Origin of the sequence: Curtobacterium sp. A7_M15 (genome assembly GCF_030705415.1) — a bacterium.
Lineage (GTDB): Bacteria > Actinomycetota > Actinomycetes > Actinomycetales > Microbacteriaceae > Curtobacterium.
On record NZ_JAUZED010000007.1, the window covers coordinates 21,332 to 39,956 of the forward strand.

At 72.3% G+C, this 18,625-nt stretch carries 20 protein-coding genes; 8 read left to right on the top strand and 12 right to left on the bottom strand.

What is annotated here, in order from left to right; all coding sequences use genetic code 11:
• Nucleotides 1-79: 79 nt before the first annotated feature.
• Nucleotides 80-727: a pyroglutamyl-peptidase I gene (gene pcp, locus Q7F20_RS02615; RefSeq protein WP_305738557.1), complete on the top strand. Its 648-nt coding sequence runs from the start codon at nucleotides 80-82 to the stop codon at nucleotides 725-727.
• Between the two features lie 19 nt (nucleotides 728-746).
• Here the strand turns inward: pcp and poxB are convergent, their stop codons facing one another.
• Nucleotides 747-2,471, bottom strand: coding sequence for a ubiquinone-dependent pyruvate dehydrogenase (gene poxB / locus Q7F20_RS02620; protein ID WP_305738558.1), 1,725 nt, complete (start codon nucleotides 2,469-2,471; stop codon nucleotides 747-749).
• A 110-nt stretch (nucleotides 2,472-2,581) separates the two neighbouring features.
• Between poxB and Q7F20_RS02625 the strand changes: the two genes are divergently transcribed.
• Entirely contained in the window at nucleotides 2,582-3,307 is a 726-nt protein-coding gene (locus Q7F20_RS02625) for a phosphatase PAP2 family protein (protein ID WP_305738559.1), read from the top strand.
• 86 nt (nucleotides 3,308-3,393) lie between these two features.
• Here Q7F20_RS02625 and Q7F20_RS02630 read toward each other — a convergent pair whose 3' ends face one another.
• On the bottom strand, nucleotides 3,394-4,644 hold the full coding sequence (locus Q7F20_RS02630; protein WP_305738560.1) for a multidrug effflux MFS transporter: 1,251 nt from the start codon (nucleotides 4,642-4,644) through the stop codon (nucleotides 3,394-3,396).
• A 45-nt stretch (nucleotides 4,645-4,689) separates the two neighbouring features.
• Between Q7F20_RS02630 and Q7F20_RS02635 the strand changes: the two genes are divergently transcribed.
• Nucleotides 4,690-5,136 carry a MarR family winged helix-turn-helix transcriptional regulator gene (locus Q7F20_RS02635; protein WP_305738561.1) on the top strand — a complete coding sequence of 149 codons (447 nt, stop codon included), beginning with the start codon at nucleotides 4,690-4,692 and terminating at the stop codon, nucleotides 5,134-5,136.
• Between the two features lie 123 nt (nucleotides 5,137-5,259).
• Here the strand turns inward: Q7F20_RS02635 and soxR are convergent, their stop codons facing one another.
• Nucleotides 5,260-5,748 carry a redox-sensitive transcriptional activator SoxR gene (gene soxR, locus Q7F20_RS02640; RefSeq protein ID WP_305738562.1) on the bottom strand — a complete coding sequence of 163 codons (489 nt, stop codon included), beginning with the start codon at nucleotides 5,746-5,748 and terminating at the stop codon, nucleotides 5,260-5,262.
• A gap of 123 nt (nucleotides 5,749-5,871) precedes the next feature.
• Here soxR and Q7F20_RS02645 point away from each other — a divergent pair, with 123 nt between their 5' ends.
• Nucleotides 5,872-6,069: a hypothetical protein gene (locus Q7F20_RS02645; protein WP_305738563.1), complete on the top strand. Its 198-nt coding sequence runs from the start codon at nucleotides 5,872-5,874 to the stop codon at nucleotides 6,067-6,069.
• Between the two features lie 27 nt (nucleotides 6,070-6,096).
• Here Q7F20_RS02645 and Q7F20_RS02650 read toward each other — a convergent pair whose 3' ends face one another.
• Nucleotides 6,097-7,125, bottom strand: coding sequence for an aldo/keto reductase (locus Q7F20_RS02650; protein WP_305738564.1), 1,029 nt, complete (start codon nucleotides 7,123-7,125; stop codon nucleotides 6,097-6,099).
• A 186-nt stretch (nucleotides 7,126-7,311) separates the two neighbouring features.
• Between Q7F20_RS02650 and Q7F20_RS02655 the strand changes: the two genes are divergently transcribed.
• A complete protein-coding gene (locus Q7F20_RS02655) occupies nucleotides 7,312-8,556 on the top strand; it encodes an MFS transporter (protein WP_305738565.1) in 1,245 nt (414 codons plus the stop codon).
• Between the two features lie 42 nt (nucleotides 8,557-8,598).
• Here the strand turns inward: Q7F20_RS02655 and mnhG are convergent, their stop codons facing one another.
• The 7 genes from mnhG to Q7F20_RS02690 all read right to left on the bottom strand — a co-directional run bounded on the left by mnhG (nucleotide 8,599) and on the right by Q7F20_RS02690 (nucleotide 15,914).
• A complete protein-coding gene (gene mnhG, locus Q7F20_RS02660) occupies nucleotides 8,599-8,952 on the bottom strand; it encodes a monovalent cation/H(+) antiporter subunit G (RefSeq protein ID WP_305738566.1) in 354 nt (117 codons plus the stop codon).
• On the bottom strand, nucleotides 8,949-9,293 hold the full coding sequence (locus tag Q7F20_RS02665) for a sodium:proton antiporter (RefSeq protein ID WP_305738567.1): 345 nt from the start codon (nucleotides 9,291-9,293) through the stop codon (nucleotides 8,949-8,951). Before Q7F20_RS02665 ends, mnhG begins: the two co-directional genes overlap by 4 nt.
• Entirely contained in the window at nucleotides 9,290-9,871 is a 582-nt protein-coding gene (locus Q7F20_RS02670; RefSeq protein ID WP_305738568.1) for a Na+/H+ antiporter subunit E, read from the bottom strand. The genes Q7F20_RS02665 and Q7F20_RS02670 overlap by 4 nt, the downstream gene beginning before the upstream one ends.
• The gene (locus Q7F20_RS02675; RefSeq protein WP_305738569.1) at nucleotides 9,868-11,568 is read right to left on the bottom strand and encodes a Na+/H+ antiporter subunit D; all 1,701 of its coding nucleotides are present in this window, start codon (nucleotides 11,566-11,568) and stop codon (nucleotides 9,868-9,870) included. Before Q7F20_RS02675 ends, Q7F20_RS02670 begins: the two co-directional genes overlap by 4 nt.
• Nucleotides 11,565-11,975 (bottom strand): Na(+)/H(+) antiporter subunit C, encoded by a 411-nt coding sequence (locus Q7F20_RS02680; RefSeq protein ID WP_370871606.1) that lies wholly within the window; start codon nucleotides 11,973-11,975, stop codon nucleotides 11,565-11,567. Before Q7F20_RS02680 ends, Q7F20_RS02675 begins: the two co-directional genes overlap by 4 nt.
• Nucleotides 11,972-14,860, bottom strand: coding sequence for a Na+/H+ antiporter subunit A (locus Q7F20_RS02685; RefSeq protein WP_305738570.1), 2,889 nt, complete (start codon nucleotides 14,858-14,860; stop codon nucleotides 11,972-11,974). The genes Q7F20_RS02680 and Q7F20_RS02685 overlap by 4 nt, the downstream gene beginning before the upstream one ends.
• A gap of 109 nt (nucleotides 14,861-14,969) precedes the next feature.
• Nucleotides 14,970-15,914: a zinc-binding alcohol dehydrogenase family protein gene (locus Q7F20_RS02690; RefSeq protein ID WP_305738571.1), complete on the bottom strand. Its 945-nt coding sequence runs from the start codon at nucleotides 15,912-15,914 to the stop codon at nucleotides 14,970-14,972.
• 73 nt (nucleotides 15,915-15,987) lie between these two features.
• Between Q7F20_RS02690 and Q7F20_RS02695 the strand changes: the two genes are divergently transcribed.
• On the top strand, nucleotides 15,988-16,404 hold the full coding sequence (locus Q7F20_RS02695) for a MarR family winged helix-turn-helix transcriptional regulator (protein WP_305738572.1): 417 nt from the start codon (nucleotides 15,988-15,990) through the stop codon (nucleotides 16,402-16,404).
• 7 nt (nucleotides 16,405-16,411) lie between these two features.
• On the opposite strand, the gene Q7F20_RS02700 is transcribed toward Q7F20_RS02695, so the two are convergent.
• Complete coding sequence (locus Q7F20_RS02700) at nucleotides 16,412-17,182, bottom strand: SDR family NAD(P)-dependent oxidoreductase (protein WP_305738595.1); 771 nt, start codon at nucleotides 17,180-17,182, stop codon at nucleotides 16,412-16,414.
• Between the two features lie 63 nt (nucleotides 17,183-17,245).
• Between Q7F20_RS02700 and Q7F20_RS02705 the strand changes: the two genes are divergently transcribed.
• Nucleotides 17,246-17,968: an SDR family oxidoreductase gene (locus tag Q7F20_RS02705; protein WP_305738573.1), complete on the top strand. Its 723-nt coding sequence runs from the start codon at nucleotides 17,246-17,248 to the stop codon at nucleotides 17,966-17,968.
• The gene (locus tag Q7F20_RS02710; RefSeq protein ID WP_305738574.1) at nucleotides 17,965-18,624 is read left to right on the top strand and encodes a FadR/GntR family transcriptional regulator; all 660 of its coding nucleotides are present in this window, start codon (nucleotides 17,965-17,967) and stop codon (nucleotides 18,622-18,624) included. Before Q7F20_RS02705 ends, Q7F20_RS02710 begins: the two co-directional genes overlap by 4 nt.
• Nucleotide 18,625 lies beyond the last annotated feature (1 nt).

Genomic DNA, 18,625 nt, shown 5'->3' on the forward strand with positions numbered 1-18,625 from the left:
GCGGGGTGACGGCCGTGCCTGGAGGGACGGGTCGGGTCCGACCCGCGCCTCCCGGCCCGCAGGTCCCTACGATGAGGAGGTGGCTGACGCGACCGAACCGACCGTCCTGCTGACCGCCTTCGAACCGTTCGGCGGCGACGCCGTGAACCCCTCGTGGGAGGCCGCTCGACGGCTCGCCGCCACGTGGGACGGGCCGGCGACCCTCGTCGTCGAACAGCTCCCGGTGGTCTTCGCCGAGGAACGATCCCGGCTCGCGGCGGCGCTCGCGAAGCACCACCCCACCGTCGTCATCGCCACCGGGCTCGCCGCCGGGCGGGCCGAGGTGACGCCGGAGCGCGTCGCGATCAACGTCGTGGACGCCCGGATCCCGGACAACGCGGGCGCCCAGCCGGTGGACGAGCCGATCGACCCGTTCGGCGCTCCGGCGGCGTTCAGCGGCCTGCCGATCAAGCGGATCGTCCGGGACGTGCAGGCGGCCGGGGTCCCCGCTCGGGTGTCCAACACCGCCGGGACGTTCACGTGCAACCAGGTGTTCTACGAGCTCATGTCGTTCGCCGACCGCGAGGGCTTCCGCGCCGGGTTCGTGCACGTCCCGGCCACCCCGGACATCGCCGGGGACGGCCCCTCGCTCGACCTCGACCAGATCGTCACCGCGCTCGACGCCGTGGTGCGCGCCTCGCTGGACCCGTCGCCAGACCTCGTCGCCGAGGGCGGCGCGGAGTCCTGACCCGCGCCGCCGTCGTCGGTCAGATGAACTGGCGGAAGTTCGTCGAGGCGAGGTCGAGGAGCTCGTCGCCGCGGCCGGACAGCACGGTACGGATCGCGTAGAGCGTGAAGCCCTTCGCCTGCTCGAGGGTCACCGCCGGCGGCATCGAGAGTTCCTGGCGGTCGGCCTTGACCGACACCAGCGCGGGGCCGTCGTGGGCCAGTGCGGCGGCGAGAGCGTCCTCGAGCTGGTCGGACTCGTCGACGCGGAACCCGGCGATCCCGATCGCCTCGGCGACGTTCGCGAAGTCGGGGTTCTGCAGTTCCGTGCCGTAGGTGACGAACCCGGCCGCCTTCATCTCGAGCTCGACGAAGTTCAGGGACGAGTTGTCGAACACGACGATCTTCACGTGCAGCTTGTTCTGCACGATGGTGATGAGCTCGCCGAGCAGCATCGCGAGGCCGCCGTCCCCGGCGAGGGCGATCACCTGCCGGTCCGGGTGGGACGCCTGCGCGCCGATCGCCATCGGGACCGCGTTGGCCATCGTGCCGTGGACGAAGGAGCCGATCAGGCGACGGCGGCCGTTCAGCGTGAGGTAGCGCGACGCCCACACGACCGGGGAGCCGACGTCGGGGATGAACACGGCATCCTGGTCGGCGAGCCGGTCGAGCACGCGTGCGACGTACTGCGGGTGCAGCGGCTTGTGCTTCCCGGCGGGGACGGCGAGGTCGTCGAGCTTGGCGCGGGTCTTCGCGTAGTGCTTGCGGGCGTCCTCGAGGTGCTTCGTGGGGTGGGACCGGGTGAGCAGCGGGAGGAGGGCGAGCGCGGTGTCCTTGACGGTGCCGACCAGGCCGATGTCGACCGGGTGCCGCTTGCCGAGCTGTTCTCCGCGGACGTCGACCTGCACGTGCTTGGCCTTGGCGGGGAAGAACTGCTGGTACGGGAAGTCGGTGCCGAGCATGAGGACCACGTCGGCGTCCTCCATCGCGCGGTACCCCGACGCGAAGCCGAGCAGCCCGGTCATGCCGACGTCGTAGGGGTTGTCCCACTCGATGTGCTCCTTGCCGCGCAGCGCGTGCACGATCGGGGCCTGCAGGCGCTCGGCGAGTGCGAGGACCTCGTCGTGGGCGCCCGCGACGCCGGCGCCGGCGAGGATGGTGACGTTGTCGGCGCCGTTGAGCAGCTGCGCGGTGCGCTCCAGCTCGGCCTGCGCGGGGATGATCCGCGGTTCGGCGCGCTCGATGGTGGTGACGCGGGGCGCGACGGCCTCGGCGAGGAGCACGTCGCCGGGGATGACGAGCACGGCGACTCCTCGCTTCTCGACCGCAGCGCGCATCGCGATCTCGAGCAGCCGCGGCATCTGGGACGGGTCGGCGACGTACTCGACGTAGACCGAGCACTCCCGGAACAGCTCCTGGGGGTGGGTCTCCTGGAAGTAGCCGGAACCGATCTCCGCGGTGGGGATGTGCGCGGCGATCGCGAGGACCGGCACGCGGGAGCGGTTCGCGTCGTAGAGACCGTTGACGAGGTGCAGGTTGCCCGGGCCGCAGCTGCCCGCGCACACGGCGAGGTTCCCGGTCAGCTCGGCCTCGGCGGAGGCGGCGAACGCGGCGGCCTCCTCGTGGCGGACGTGCTCCCACCGGATCGTCCCGTCCTTGCGGAGCGCGTCGGTGAAGCCGTTGAGGGAGTCCCCGGGGAGACCGTAGACCCGTTCCACGTCGTTCTGACGGAGGGTGGCGACGATGTTCTCGGCAACGGTTGTCATGCCTTCGTGTCTAGTCCTCGCGGCTGGTCCTTGCCGTTCGCTGAGCGACCTCTGATCGTCCGACACCGAACTCCGGGCTGCCCGGACGTCGCACCTGCGACGATGGGCGGATGTCCGACCACGATCTCTGCCCCCGCCGCCGAGCGTCCGACGAGTACGGGATCCTCGACCGGAGCCGCACGCCGCTCGCGTCGGTGGCCATCGCCGTCGTCGCCGTCGTCCTCCTGACGATCATCGGGTTCACGCTCGGCACGGTCGACCTCGGGCTCTCGAAGGCGCTCAACGAACTGCACACCGGAGCCCTCGGGGTGTTCACGACGGCGGTCTACCACGTCATCAGTCCGGCGCCGGCGATCGGGATCACGGTCGTCGTCGTCGCGGTGGTCTGGTGGCGGACCCGTGACCTGCGCCCGGCGCTGGCGTTCGGGGGCACGATCGCGATCACGTGGGTGCCGTCCGCGGTCGTCAAGGAGATCGTGCACCGGGCCCGTCCGGACGTCGCCGTGCTGCCGCACCCGTTCCCGGTGCAGCCGGACCCGGGCTACCCGAGCGGGCACACCGTGTACATCACCGCGTTCGTGATCGCGCTGATCTGGCTGCTCCGCGACACCCGGTGGCACCGCCTCGCGCTGTGGCTCGGTGTCGTGGCGATCGTCGTGGTGTTCTTCGCGGTGTCGATCGACGCCGTGCACTACCCGACGGACGCCGCCGCATCCATCCTGTGGGCGCTCGCGGTAGCACCGGGCGTGCGGGTGGTGTGGGTCGACTGGCTGATGCCGAAGATTCCGTTCCTGCGGCCCCGCGGTGCCGCGACTCAGCGCGAGGTCACGCGCTGAGCGACACCTCACGGGTCGGCCGCCGCGTGGACTGTCGCTGAGCGCGAAACCTCCCCGCGCGCGACCGCGCGCTACCGCGACCCGCGCTACCGCTCCCCGCGCTGGCCGCGCGCCGCCAGCAGTGCCACCACGGCGACGACCGCGGCAGTGAGCATCACGATCGCGAGCGGCGCTGCCGTGCCCTCCCCGCCGATGCTCACGAGCGGCGACACGAGCGCCGCGAGCCCGAACTGCAGGGCACCCAGCACCGCCGACGCGCTCCCGGCGGCCTGCGGCACCGCCCCGAGTGCGAGGGCCGTCGCGTTGCCGAGCACGAGGCCGAGTGACCCCACGGCGGTGAACAGCGGAACGGCGAGCCAGAACACCGGCGCCGACGTGACGACGAGCAGCGCGAAGGTGACGGTCGAGGCCAGCACGAGGACGATCCCGAGCGCGAGCACCCCGGTGACCGAGCGGGTCGCGGTGAGCTTCGCCGAGAGGATGCTCACGCCCATCAGCGCGAGCGCGTTGCAGCCGAACGCGAGACCGTAGCCGACCGTGCCGAGCCCGAGCATGTCCTGGTACAGGAACGGTGAGGCCGAGATGTAGGCCATCATCACGGCGAACGCGAAGCCGAACACCGCGGTGTACCCGACGAACGTCCGGGAGCGGAGCGCCCGAAGCGGTGAGCCCGTCGTGCCTGTCGCCCGTCGTTCGGCCCGTAGGGCGTCGCGGCGCGACCGCAGGTGCGTCTCGCGGACCACGGCGAGCACCGCCACGAGCATGAGGACCGACAGCCCGAGCACGATCGTGAGGAGCCCGCGCCAGCCGATCGGCCCGGTGAGGAGGCCACCGAGCAGCGGCGCGACGACCGGGGCGACCCCGCCCACGATCATCATGAGCGAGAACGCCCGCGCCGCCGGCTTCCCCGTCGCGAGGTCGGAGATCACCGCGCGACCGATGACCATGCCGGCCGCACCGCCGAGGCCCTGCAACAGCCGCGCGACGACGAGCACGCCGACGTTCGGCGCGAGCACGGCAGCGGCGCTCGCGAGCACGCAGAGCGCCGCACCGGCGAGGAGCGGCGGGACCCGGCCGAACCGGTCGGACAGCGGCCCGAAGACGAGCTGTCCCGCGGTCACGCCGACGAGGAACGCGGTGAGGGTGAGCTGCACGGTCGTCGCGGACGCGTGCAGTTCGGTGGTCATCTGCGGGAAGGCCGGCAGGTAGAGGTCGGTCGCGAAGGGAGCGACGGCGCTCAGGAGGCCGAGCACGAGCAGCAGGGCGGTGGTGATGCCCTGCTGCCGGGTCGTGGGCGTCGCGGCGAGCGCGCGGGTGGAGCCGGTGTCCGTGGTCATGATTATGAAAGCATAACTCATGCTGGCCGTCGGTAGGGTGACGGCATGGGATCCGTGCCGTCCGACGTCCTCCTCGCCGAGCTCGCCGACGTCGTCCTCCGCATCTCGCGCGAGATCGACCCGCACGGCGCGAGGTCGCTCGACATCGTGCCGCTCACCGGCACCGAGGCCCTCGTGATGCGCTGGATCGACCGGAACCCCGGGTCGACGCCGAGTGCGGTGGCCGAGGCGACCGCGCTCAAGCGCAGCAACCTCAGCGTCGCGGTCGGCTCCCTCGTTGCGAAGGGGATGGTCGAGCGTCGGCCCGACCCGGACGACGCACGGACCGTGCGACTGCACGCGACCGAGCTCGCCGCGGGCAGCATCGCACGGTTGCACGAGCACTGGGCCGGCATGCTCCGGCAGGCGCTCGGGGGCGACGACGGGGGAGTGGCGACGACGTTGGCGACGCTCGCGCGCATCGACGACCGCCTGCGTGACGCGACGCGGTGACCGTGGCGTGACCGCCTGTCGGACGGGAGGCGCGGGTCGGGCCCGCGCCGTCCCTCCAGGCACGGCCGTCACCCCGCTGGCGCGGTGCGCCGGTACCGGCTGGTGGGGCCCACCTCCCGTCCCTCAGTCGGTTCGGTCCGGCACCTCGTCCGCGATCGGCAGCAACCGCCGGGCCCCGTGCCCCTCGGCACCGAGCTGATCACCCGGGTTCATCACGAGGCAGGCGTTCAACGACACGCAGCCGCAGCCGATGCACTGCGTCATCTCCTCCTGCAGGCGCTCGAGTTCGAGCTGCCGGGCGCGGAGTCGGGCGCGCCACCGCTCGTTCAGGCGGTTCCAGTCCCGGAGTGACGGCATCCGGTCGGACGGCAGGGTCTCGAACTGCTCCGCGACCTCGGCGAGTGGGATCCCGAGCCGCTTGGCGACCTGGATGATTGCGATGCGCCGCTCGACGTGTCGCGGGTAGAGCCGCGTGCCACCGGCGGTGCGCTCGGGGTGGATGAGGCCCTTGCGTTCGTAGAAGTGCAGGGCCGACGCGGCGACCCCGGTCCGGGCGACCACCTCGCCGATGGTGAGCAGGTCGGTCGGGCTCGGGCGCGGGATCTCCACCATGGTCGAGATCCTACGATCGAACCGATCGTCGGCAGTTGGAATAACAGTTGACATGCAAACTGATGTCCAATATGTTGTGTACCACATGCCGCAACGAGCGGCTCTCGACCCGGAGGTCCGACCATGACCACGATCCTGCAGCCCCGCACCGCCCGCACCACGACGACTCGTCCGGCCCGCCGGACCGTCTCCACCCGCCCGTCACTCGCCCTCGACGGCGTGCTCGGTCGGCTCGAGCGCACGGCCGCCCGGCTCCCGCACGCACTGGCGCTGCCGGTGATGGTCGCGCACGCGGCGCTCAGTGCGATCGCGTACCGCTGACACCCTCGTCGTGCCGACGTCCTCGGGTCAGTGCGTGAGGACGCGACCGCGCAGTCGCTCCCGGCTGAGCCCCGGCAGCGCCACTCCGGTGTCGCCCTCCAGCACGTGCGTCCCCGGCGGCACGAGGCGGTCGATGACGTCGAGCACCTCGTCGTCGAGCACCACCTCGGCCGCCTGCGCGTAGGCGTCGACGTGCGAGACCGTCCGCGGGCCGATCACCACGCTCGACACGTCCGGATGGGTCAGCGCGAAGCCCACCGCGAGCTCGAGCAGCGTCAGTCCCGACTCGTCCGCGAGGTGCCCCAGGCGGTCGGCGACGTCGAGCTTCCGGCGGTTCGCCGGGGCGCCGATGTCGTACGCGTGCGGCTGCTCCACCGCCCGCGGCGACCGGGGCTGCACGGTGCCGTTCCGGTACGCACCCGCGAGCCATCCACCCGCGAGGGGTGCGGCCGCGAGCACCCCGAGCCCGAACCGTCGGGCGACCGGGAAGGTCGTCCGCTCCGCCGTGCGGGTGAGGATCGAGTACGGCGCGTGCGTCGCGCTGGCACTCTTCCCGCCCGAGCGGAGCCACTGCGCCTCGACGAGCTCCTCGGCCGGGAAGCCCGGGATCCCGAAGGCGCGGATCTTGCCCTGCGTGACCAGGTCGGCGAGCGCGTCGAGGGTCTCGTCGAGCGAAGTGGCCGGGTCCGGGTGCGCCGGCTGGTAGAGGTCGATGACGTCGGTACCGAGCCGTTCGAGACTCCGTTCGACCGCGCGGAACATCCACCGTCGGCCGTTGCCGTGGTGTGACGGGTCCCGATCCACCGGATCCCCGAACCGCACCCCGAGGAACACGTCGTCGCGGCGGTCGCCGAGTGCGGCGCCGACGACGGTCTCGGCGAGCCCGGCCCCGTCCGCGTCGGACACGTCCACCGCGGTGATGCCGCGCCCGAGGGCCTCGTGGACGAGCCGGACGGCGTCGTCCACGTCCCGCTCGGCGATCGTCGACACGGCTCGGCTCCCCAGGGTCAGCGCGCTGACGGGAGCCCCCGTCCGCCCCATGCGTCGCTGTTCCATGGCGGCCACGATAGGAGGACGTCCACGCCCACGGGCCCGGGTGACGAACCGTTACCGCTGGTACCCTGGGGCCGCTCCACCAACACGCAGTGTGTATCTACCGGCCGTCGGCACCCCGACGGACAACGGCGGCACCCGATGGGTCCGCCCAGGAGATCCCCGGCCGGGCCGAGAAGGCACACCTCCATGCTCCACACCAGCTCCACAGCGCCCGCGCCCGCGACCACCGACGACCGCTCGCTCGTCGCCCACGCGGGGCGCTGGTACTTCCCCGTAGCGTTCGTCGCCCGGCTCCCCTTCGCGATGATGGTCGTCGGCGTGCTGACGCTCGTCGTCTCCGCCCGCGACTCCGTGGCGCTCGGCGGCGTCAACTCCGCGTCGGTCGGCATCGGCGCCGCGGTCTTCGGCCCACTGGTCGGTGCCGCCGCGGACCGGTTCGGCCAGCGGAACGTGCTCGTGCCCGTCGGCCTGGCGAACGCCGTGCTGCTCGGGGTCTTCCCGCTCGTGGTGGACGGCACCGCGCCGGACGTCGCCGTGCTCGCGCTCGCGTTCTGCATCGGGGCCTCGGCGCCGCAGGTCGCCCCGATGTCGCGGACCCGGCTCGTCGCGATCATCGGGCAGCGGGTGGCCCCCGCGCGTCGCGGCACGGTCCTCAGCGGCACGATGGCCTACGAGTCCGCGGCCGACGAGACCGTGTTCATCATCGGACCGTTCCTCGTGGGGATCCTCGCGAGCGCGATCGCGCCGTGGGTCGCCGTCGCCGGTGCCTCCGCACTCACCTTCGTCTTCGTCACGGCGTTCGCGCTGCACCCGACCGGCAAGCTCGTCGTCGGCCGTCACGAAGTGCTCGAGCAGGCTCCGGCCCGTCAGCTCCTGCGGCCGCGGCTCGTGGTGGTGGTCCTCGGCATCCTCGGCGTCGGTCTGTTCTTCGGCTCGACCCTCACCTCGCTGACCGCGTTCATGGAGACCCACGGCGAGCCCTCGCAGGCGGGACTGCTCTACGGCCTGATGGGGATCGGCTCCGCGGGGCTCGCCCTCGGGTCGGCAGCGTTCCCACGCTGGTTCGCCCTCGGGTGGCGGTGGCTCGTGTTCGGCGCCGTGCTGCTCGGCGGGGCGGTGTGGTTCTCGCAGGCCGGTTCGGTCGTCGCCGTGGGGGTCGTGCTCGCGGTGATGGGGATCGGGATCGGTCCGACCCTGGTCGCGCAGTACAGCCTCGGGTCGGAGCGCTCACCCGTCGGGCGCTCGGCGACGACCATGACGATCCTCGGTTCCGCGGTCATCGTCGGGCAGTCCGTCGCATCGGCGATCACGGGCGACGTCGCCCAGCAGCACGGGGTCGACGCCGCGATGCTGCTGCCGGCCGTGTCGGCGGCGGTCGTCGTCCTCGCGGCGGTGGCGAACCTCGTGCTGTCGCGTCGCGCACACGCGTGACCGGCTGACGGCCCGGAGGTGCGGTGTCGTCCGGGCGCGCAGTCACTCGGTGTCGTCGACCAGCAGGTCCTCGTGGCGGTAGTCGTCCGCCCGCAACCCCGCGCGGGCGATCATGTGCGTGGACACCGGCACGAGGAACAGCTGGAACACCATGATCGGCAGGACGAGCCACAGCGCCGTCCACGTCCACACGGCGACGACGATCGCGGCCAGGGCGAACGCCAACCCGAGCACCTGCGGCTTCGCCATCGCGTGCAGCCGGACGAGCGGATCGGGGAACCGCACGATCCCGACCCCGGCGCCGAGCGACAGCACCGCCCCGACGAGCAGCAGCCCGACGGCGATCCACGCGCGCACCCCGGCGCCGTCGATGAACCCCTGGATGATGTCGATCACTGGGGACGCTCCTGCTCGTCGGCGTGCTCGGGCGTGGTCACGGTCAGCCCCTCGTCGGACGGATCGGAGGACGGCGTGACCGCACGGGCCACCGCGATCGTGGCGAACACGCTCGTCGCCGCGATCACCACGAGGACCGGCACGGCGGTCAGGTCGCGCCGGACCACCATCGCGGCGCCGATCACCACGAGGGCGGTCGTCAGCACCATGTCCGAGCCGATCATCCGGTCGAGGATCGTCGGGCCGCGCACGATGCGGAGGACGGCGAGCACGAGGGTGGCCCCGAGCAGCGCGAGCACGAGGCCGATCGCGATCCCCATGACGACGACTGCGGCGCTCATCGCGTGACCTCCGGCAGGGGTTCGGACAGTTCGGAGAGGTCCTGCTTCGACCCGAGCGCCCGGATGACGAGCGTCTCGATGCCGAGGGCCTCACGGCGGGCCGACTCGACCTGCTCGACCCGCTCGGTGTCCAGGACGTGCAGGAGCAGCCGGCGGCGTCGCAGGTCGACGTCGGCGACGTACGACCCCGGCACGAGGGAGATCGCGAGCGTCGCCAGGGTGAACGTCATCTCGGACGTGGTGTGGAGCTGGACGAGCGTGATCGAACTCCGCCGGACCCCGCGTGGGCGGAGTGCGACCCACGCCACCCGGAACGAAGCGAGCACCACCAGCCCGGACCACACCAGCAGGAACCACGCGGCGTGCGGGATCGAGAACCGGGCGGAGAGCGGCACCGGCGGCAGCGGGAGCGCCTGCGTCACGAGCAGCGCGACGACGATGCCGCACAGCAGGGTCAGTGGCGTCCACGAGCCCCAGAGCAGCGCCCACAGCACGGTCAGCCCGGCGACGAGGGGCACGTCGTAGCGCCACGCGACGGCGATGCGCCGTGCGTTCGTGATGCGGCGGGTGTCGCTCACCGGTCACCTCCGAGCACGGCCTGCACGTAGCGGTCCGGCGACTCCAACGACTCGGCCGCGCGGGTGGCGTACCCGTACAGCGGTCCGGCGACGACGGTCAGGGCGACCGACCCGAGGACGGCCACGGTCGTCACGCCGACGAGCATGTGCGGCAGCCTGACGCGTGTGGGCGCCTCGCCGACCCCGGCCTGCGTGGCCGTCGGTGCGGTGGTCGGACGGGAGGCGCGACTCGCGTGGGGTGCGTCGGTGACCGTCACCGAGCCTCCCGGGTGGAACGCCTTGCCCGTCTCCTCGGACACCGTCAGCGGCGCCGGTTCCGGCGACCGCAGGTGGGCGTGCGGCTCCGCGGTGCTCGCATGCGGGGCCGCCGCCTCGGCCGCGGGCTTCGGCCGCCAGAAGGCGGCGTCCCAGACGCGCATGAGCGCGTACAGGGTCAGGAGGCTCGTCACGACCCCGGCGGCGATCGTCGCGTACGCGAGGGGCGAGCCGTCGACCGCCGCGGCGCGGAAGAGGCCGAGCTTGCCGATGAAGCCGGAGAACGGCGGGATGCCACCGAGGTTGAACGCCGGCACGAGGTAGAGCGCGGCGAGCAGCGGGGCGGCCTTGAGCAGCCCGCCGAGCGACCGGGTCGAGGTCGTCCCGCCGACGCGCTCCATCAGTCCGGAGACCAGGAAGAGCGTGGTCTGCACGACGATGTGGTGGACCGTGTAGAACACCGCCGCGGCCGTCCCGGCGACCGAACCGAGGCCGACGCCCATCACCATGAACCCGATGTGGCTGATGAGCGTGAAGGACAGGAGTCGTTTCACGTCGGTCTGGGACACCGCACCGAGCACGCCGACCACCATCGTCAGGATCGCCACGACGAGGAGCACGGTGTTGAGCTGTGGCCGGGGGAAGATGATCGTCTCGAGCCGGATGATCGCGTAGATGCCGACCTTCGTCAGCAGACCCGCGAACACCGCCGTGACCGGAGCCGGGGCGGTCGGGTAGGAGTCCGGGAGCCAGAACGCCAGCGGGAAGACGGCGGCCTTGATCCCGAACCCGATGAGCAGCATCGTGTGGAGCAGCAGCTGCACGTGCTCGGGGAGGTCGGCCATCCGCTCGCTGATCTGGGCGATGTTCACCGTGCCCGTGGCGCCGTAGACGAGCCCGATCGAAGCGAGGAAGATCGCCGACGCGATGAGGCTCGTCACGATGTAGGTCGTGCCCGCCCGGACGCGCTGCTCGCTGCCGCCGAGGGTGATGAGCACGTAGCTCGCCACCAGCAGCATCTCGAACGCCACGTAGAGGTTGAAGAGGTCGCCGGCGATGAAGGAGTCGAGGACGCCCGCCGCGAGCACGAGGTACGTCGGGTAGAAGATCGTGACGGGCGCCTCGCCGTCGTCGGCCGCCAGCCCCTGGCCGATCGAGAAGAGCAGGACGACGAGGAGCACGCTCGCGCTCACGGTGAGGAGCAGGGCGCTCAGCCGGTCGACCACGAGCGAGATGCCGTACGGCGCGTCCCACCCGCCGACCTGCACGACGATCGTGCCGTGCTGGTCGACCAGCACCATCAGGGTCGCGGCGACGGCCAGGGCGACGACGAGGACCACGACGGTGATCGCGCGCTGCAGCTTCTGGTGGTTGAGGAGTCCGAGCGCGACCGCGGCGCCGAGCAGCGGGACGAGGACGAGGAGCGGGACGAGCCAGGTCATCGGGTCGCCTCCTGTTCTGCGTCGGTGGTGGTCTCGGGGTCTTCGTCGGCGGGTTCGTCGCGTTCCCGGCCGATTGCCACGTCGGCTTCGTCGACCTCGACGTCGTCGGCACGGGACAGCTTCCAGGAGCGGTGGATGAGCGCCAGCAGGAACGCGCTCACCGCGAAGGTGATCACGATCGCGGTGAGGGCGAACGCCTGCGGGAGCGGGTCCGTGATGCCCTCGGAGCTCTTGCCGATCGGCGGCTTGCCGGCAGCGCCCGACATCACGAGCAGGAGCAGGTTGAGGGCGTTGCCGAGCAGGAGGAAGCCGAGCAGCATCCTGGTCAGGGAGCGTTCGAGGAGCAGGTAGACCCCGCAGGAGAACAGCACCGCCATCGCGATGACGAGCACGAGGGTGACGGTCACGTGGCGCTCCCTTCCGGGGTGGGGGCTTCGGTCATGTCCTGCACGGGGGTCGAGGCGTCCTCGAGGCGCTGCCGGTCGACCTCGGCGCCGAGGCTGCGGAGGACGTCGAGCACGAGGCCGACGACCACGAGGTACACGCCGATGTCGAAGAACGTGGCGGTGACGAACTCGACGTGGCCGAGCACCGGGACGGTGGCCTCGAAGAACTCGGAGTAGAGCGCTTCTCGTCCGAAGAACATCGGCACGAGGGCGGTGATCGCGGCCGTCGCGACGCCGAGGCCGAGCAGGCGTCCGGCTCGGACCGGGGCCGCCGCACCGAGCTCGGCCGGACCGCCCGCGAGGTACCGGGCCGCGAGGGCGATACCGGCGACGAGTCCGCCGGCGAACCCACCGCCCGCCGCGTTGTGCCCGGCGAAGAGCAGGTACACCGACAGGACGATCAAGCCGTGGAACAGCAGGCGGACGACGACGTCGAGCAGTGCCGAACGGCCCGTCGGGATCGCGGCGCTCGTCGGCAGCCAGGCGCGGGGTTCGCCGTCCGTGCGCTCGTCGGGATCGGCGGTCAGCCGGGCCGGCAGGTCGCGGAGGCGGGGGAGCGTGTCCTCGCGGGAGTGCACGAAGATCAGGCTCGCGACGCCCGTCGCGGCGGCGACGACCACGGTCAGCTCGCCGAGGGTGTCCCAGCCCCGGAGGTCGACGAGGGCGACGTTCACGACGTTCAACCCGTGCCCGAACGAGCTCGTCAACGCCGGCAGGTCCGGCCAGAGCGGCTCGGCGGTCCGGGCAGAGGCGGCGACGACGACCACGACGGCGAGGGTCAGGCCGGCGAGACCCGCGAAGAGCGCACGGACGACCCGGAAGCGGGACGGGTTGGCGGTGGCGATCCGCGGGGGGAGCCGCCGCAGCACGAGCACGAACGCGATGAGCGTCACCGTCTCGACGACGAGCTGGGTGAGGGCGAGGTCGACCGCGCCGTGCAGCACGAACAGCACGGACATGCCGTACCCGGTCACTCCGACCAGCACCGCCGCGGCGAACCGGGTCCTGGCGGTGAGGACGGCGATCGCCGCGATCGACATGACGAGGACGACGGGTATCTGGCCCCACGAGTCGGCGAACCGGACGTGGAACGCCCACGGTCCGCCGATGGCCAGGTTGACGAGCGCCCCGGCGACGAACACCGACAGGATGACGGTCAAGTAGTAGGGGAGCGAGCCACGCTGGACGCCGGCCGTGAGGCCCGTCGCCACCCGGTCGAGTCCGCGCATGAGGTGTCGGTAGGTGCTCGACGCGCTCGGGGTGCCCGCGAGGCGGTGCTGGAGCGCCTCGACCGGGCGACGCAGGGCGAACAGCGCGAGCCCGCCGAGGAGCGTCACCGCGGAGAGACCGAGCGCCGGCTCGAGACCGTGCCAGAGCGCGAGGTGCGGGACCTCGCCCGGGAGCGCGGCGGCGTGCGCGGCGGGCTCGATGCCGTGCGCCACGAGGGGCGTCGCGAGCCCGAGCGCGAGGCCCGTGAGCGCGAGGACGGACGGGACGACGCCGAGGCCGTGCAGCCCGTGCGGTTCGATGTCGGGCACGCCGGGCTTCCGGGCGAAGGCGCCCCACAGGAACCGCAGCGAGTACGCCACCGTGAGCACCGAGCCGATCGTCACGCCGATGAGCGCGAACCACGCCCACCCGGCGTCGGGTCCGTGCAGCGAGTCGACGAAGCCCGTGAGCACGGCCTCCTTCGCGACGAACCCGATCGTCGGCGGGATGCCCGCCATCGACAGCAGGGCGAGCACCGCGACGACGGTCAGCCAGGGCATCCGGCGTCCGAGGCCGCTCAGCTTGGCTAGGTCGCGGGTCCCCGTCACGTGGTCGATCGCGCCCACGACGAGGAACAGGGTCGACTTGAACGCCGCGTGCGCCACCAGCAGCGCCACCCCGCCGAGGGCGACCTCGGGCGCGCCCCACCCCGCCGCGAGCACGAGGAACCCGAGCTGGGCGACGGTGCCGTAGGCGAGCAGGAGCTTGATGTCGGTCTGTCGGAGCGCCCGGTAGCCCCCGATGAGCATGCCGAGCACCCCGAGGACGGTGATGGTCTCGCGCCACCCGCCGAGCAGCGCGAACGCGGGGGCGAGCCTGGCGACGAGGTAGATGCCGGCCTTGACCATCGCCGCAGCGTGCAGGTACGCACTGACCGGGGTCGGCGCGGCCATCGCCGCGGGGAGCCAGAAGTGGAACGGCACGATGGCGGACTTCGTCAGCGCGCCGAGCAGGACGAGCACGACGGACACCGAGACGACCGTGCCCGAGGGCGGGTCATCGACGATCCCGGAGAGCGACGTCGTGCCGGCGGTCACCGACAGCACGACCAGACCGGCGAGCATCGCCAGGCCACCGGCGGTGGTGACCACGAGGGCCTGCAAGGCCGCCGCGCGACTCGCACGCTTCACCGAGTCGTGCCCGATGAGCAGGTACGAGAAGACCGTCGTCGCTTCCCACAGCACGAACAGCACGATCACGTCGTCGGCGACCACGAGCCCGTACATCGAGCCGGCGAAGGCGGTGAGGACCCCGGCGAACCGTCCGAGACCGGGTTCGTCCCGAGCGAAGTACGAGGCGCAGTACACGAGCACGAGGGCACCGACGACGCTCACCACGAGGGCGAGGACCCACGACAGGGCGTCCATCCGCAGGGCGATCGCGAGGTCGAGCTGCGGCACCCACGTGAACCGCTCCGTGACCGCGCCGTGCAACGCCGGACCGGTCTGCGCGACGGTCAGGACCGCGGCTGCTGCCGGTGCGAGGGCCGCCACGTAGAACACGCGGCGGCCGAGGACGGGGGTCAGGGCGGGGACGATCAGGGCGACGATCGCGAACGCGACGAGGACGGTGACCATCGGGCACCTCCTCGGGGTCGGGCTGCAGTCCGGCTCACTGGGCCCTCACAGCCTACGGAGAAGGGGATGTGGAGTTCCTGAGTGGCCGGACAGGGAAGTCGATCGAGGATCAGGCTTCGAGCACCACTCTGCCCGTCGACCCACCGACCTGTCCGGCCCAGGCCGCCTCGACCTCCGCCATGCGCGCCGCCGTCGCGTCCACCCGGACCGTGCCGTCGGCGATCGCCCGCACGATCGCCGGGAGTTCCGCGACGAACGCGGCCCGACCGACCGAGCCCTGGCCGCTCCCGACGATGGTCAGGCCGGACGCACGGAGCGCTGCGGAGGGGATCCGCGCCTCCTGGCCGGCCGTCGAGCCGATTGCCACCCAGTCGAGTCGGCGTCCGCGGTCCTGCCGCGCCGTGACGAGCGCGCGCATGACGTCCGCGGCGGGCTGGCCCCACACGTAGTCGATCACCACGTCGACGTCCGCCGCCGCCGCACCGACCGCTTCGGTGTCGCCCAGCGGGACCACGAGGTCGGCTCCGAGTGCCGGCAGTTCTGACAGTCGTGTCGCATCGCGTCCGCTCGCGACCACGTGCTCGGCGCCGAGGTGTTTCGCGACCTGTACCGCGGCGGAGCCCGAGGCCCCGGTCGCACCGAGGACGAGGACGCGACTGCCCGGAGCGAAGTCGATCCTGCGGCGGAGCGCGACCCACGAGGACATCACGGGGTTCGCGCCGGCCGCCACCGCGACGGCGTCCGCACCCTCGGGCAGGACGACGCTGGCCCGCGGGTCCACGGCGACCCGCTCGGCCATCGTGCCGCGCGTGTCGCTCGCCACCGCGAAGTACCGGAGCGTCCCGTCCGGGAACCGTCCGACCGCGTCGACGCCCGGGATGAGGGGGAGTGCCCCCTCGCTCGTGTAGTGCGAGCCGTCGGCCTGTGACCGCACCCGAGGGTGGAGTCCGGCGGCGACCACGTCGACGACGACCTCGTCCGCCGTCGGCACGGGGTCGGGGAACTCCTGCCAGACCGGTGACCGGCCGAACTCGGTGACGACGGCTGCGTGCATGACTGCCTCCTGAAAGGTTCGTGTTACGAACAAGTTAGTTCGCAACACGAAGTGAGTCAAGTAGGCTCGGGGCATGCAGGAGATGACGGAGGACGAGCGGCTCGTCGACGCCCTCGGCGAGAGCGCGTTCCGGACGATGGGTGCCCTGACCGGCATCGCGGCGGACGCCGGGCTCTCGCTGACGCAGCTCCGGGTGCTCGCGATCCTGCGGGACCGGCGGATGCGGATCGGCGACCTCGCGCAGTACCTCGGCCTCGAGAAGTCGACGATGACCGGACTGGTGGCGCGCGCGTCGGCCAAGGGGCTGCTCGGACGGGTGCCGAACGCCGAGGACGCCCGTGCCGTGGACGTCGTCATCACCGATGCCGGGCTGGACGTCGCGCGATCGCTCGAGGCGGCGATCCGAGACGCGCTGCTCCCACTGACGACCAGGCTGCCGGTCGACGACCGCCGCGAGCTCCGGGTGCTGCTCGAGCGGATGCTGCGCTGACGGTGTGTCAGCGGCCGTGTGCCCGCGCCGGGATCTGGGTCGCCAACTTGCCGCCGGACACGTCCAGCAGCGTCCCCGTGACGTACCCGGCTGCATCGCTCGCCACGAACACGAGCAGGTCGGCCACGTCGTCGGCCGTCTCCCACCGACGGAGCGACAGGGTGTCGAGCAGGCGGTCCTGCGCTTCGGCGGGCATCGCGGCGAACCCGTTCATGGCTGTCGGCACCATCCCCGGTGCGTACGCGTTCACGGTGATGTCCCACGGGCCGAGCTCGGACGCGAGCACCCGGGTGAACGCCACCACTGCCGACTTCGACGCGGCGTAGGCAGCGCTCCCGACGCTCGGCACGATCGCCGCGAACGACGCCGCGTTGATGATCCGTCCGCGCCCGGCGGCCTGCATCACGGGTGCCACGGCCTGGCTCATCAGGAAGGTCCCTCCGAGGTTCACGTCCATGCAGCGGCGCCAGTCGTCCCACCGCAGGTCGGCGACGGCGCCCTCGACGTTGATGCCGGCGTTGTTCACGAGCACGTCGATCGTGCCGTGCCGGGCGACGACCTCGTCTACGGCGGCCCGGACGGAGTCGGGATCGGCGACGTTGCAGCGGACCCGGTCGAGTGGCAGTGCGCTGGGCTCGGCCGCGTCGAGTCCGTCGAACGCCAGGTCGAGCGCGACGACCCGGCACCCCTCCTGGTGGAACCGTGCGGCGATCGTGGCGCCGATGCCGCGTGCCGCTCCGGTCACGACGACCACGCGGTCGGTCAGGTCGAGGTGCATCGTCGCTCCCGTCGTCGGTGCGGCCGTGGTCCGGTCGCGCAGCAATAGGCATACTATTCCCCCATGAACGACGCACGCGTGCTCTGGGTCACCGGCGGCGGCAGCGGCATGGGAGCGGCCAGCGCCCGCGCGGCCGCCCGCGACGGCTGGACGGTGGTGCTCAGCGGCCGCCGGGCGGACCGTCTCGCCGCCGTCGCGACCGCGATCCGCGGCGACGGCGGCACGGCGGACGTGCTGCCCCTCGACGCGAACGACGCGGGGGCCGTCACGGTCGCCCGGGACACCGTGCTCGAACGGCACGGGCGGCTCGACGGATTGGTCCTCGCCGCCGGTCTCAACAGTCCCCAGCGCCGGTGGGACGACCAGTCGCTGTCGGACTTCCGCGCGATCGTCGACACCAACCTCACCGCCGTCGTCACGGTCGTCGACGCGGCACTGCCCGCGTTGCGCGAGTCCGGCGGGATCGTCGTCGTCGTGTCGTCGTACGCGGGCTGGTCCTTCCAGCCCGGCGCCGGGGTCGCCTACTCGGCGTCGAAGACCGCGCTCGGCTCCGTCGTCCGGACGCTCAACCAGCAGGAGGCAGGACACGGCGTCCGAGCGACCCACCTGTGCCCCGGCGACGTCGCCACGGACTTCCTCGACCAGCGTCCCTCGGTACCGGACGCGGCCGCCCGCGCGGTCATGCTGCAGCCGGAGGACATCGCCCGCACGGTCTCGTTCGTGCTCGAGGCCCCGACGTCCATGCGGGTCGACGAGCTCGTGGTCAGCCCGGTCTCCCAGCGGTGATCTTCGAGCGGGTGCTCGACGGGCTCGGTGGCGCGATCGTCGACGGAACCCTGCCGACCGGGCACCGCGACAGCATCGACGGGTTCGTCACCCGCACGGGGTCGAGCCGCAGCATCGTCCGCGAGGCCGTCCGCGTCCTCGTCGGCCTCGGTCTGCTCAGTGCCGGCCGTCGGGTCGGCCTCCGGGTCCGGCCGCCGTCGGAGTGGGACGTGCTCGACCCGCGCGTCGTCGGGTGGCGGCTCGCCGGTCCGGACCGCGGTGTCGTCCTCGGCGAACTGCGCGCGCTCCGGCGCGCCGTCGAGCCGGTGGCCGCTGCGGCAGCCGCCGGGCGTGCGTCCGACGCGTCGCACCGTGCAGACCTGGAGGCGCTGCTCGCCGCCGCCGACCGCCTCGCCGCCGCCACCGGTCGGGACGACGCTGCTCCGTTCCTCCAGGCGGACCGCGAAATACACCGGCTGGTACTCGAGCTGTCCGGGAACGCGATGTACGCACGGTTGCACCGCGTGGTCGCCCGGGCCCTCGACGACCGCGCCGGGATCCGGCCGGGCGTCCACGACGTCGGCCTGCACGTCCGACTCGCCCGCGCCGTGGCCAGCGGCGACGCCGACGGTGCCGCGAGGGCGATGACCGCGATCATCGACCGCACGGGCGAATAGG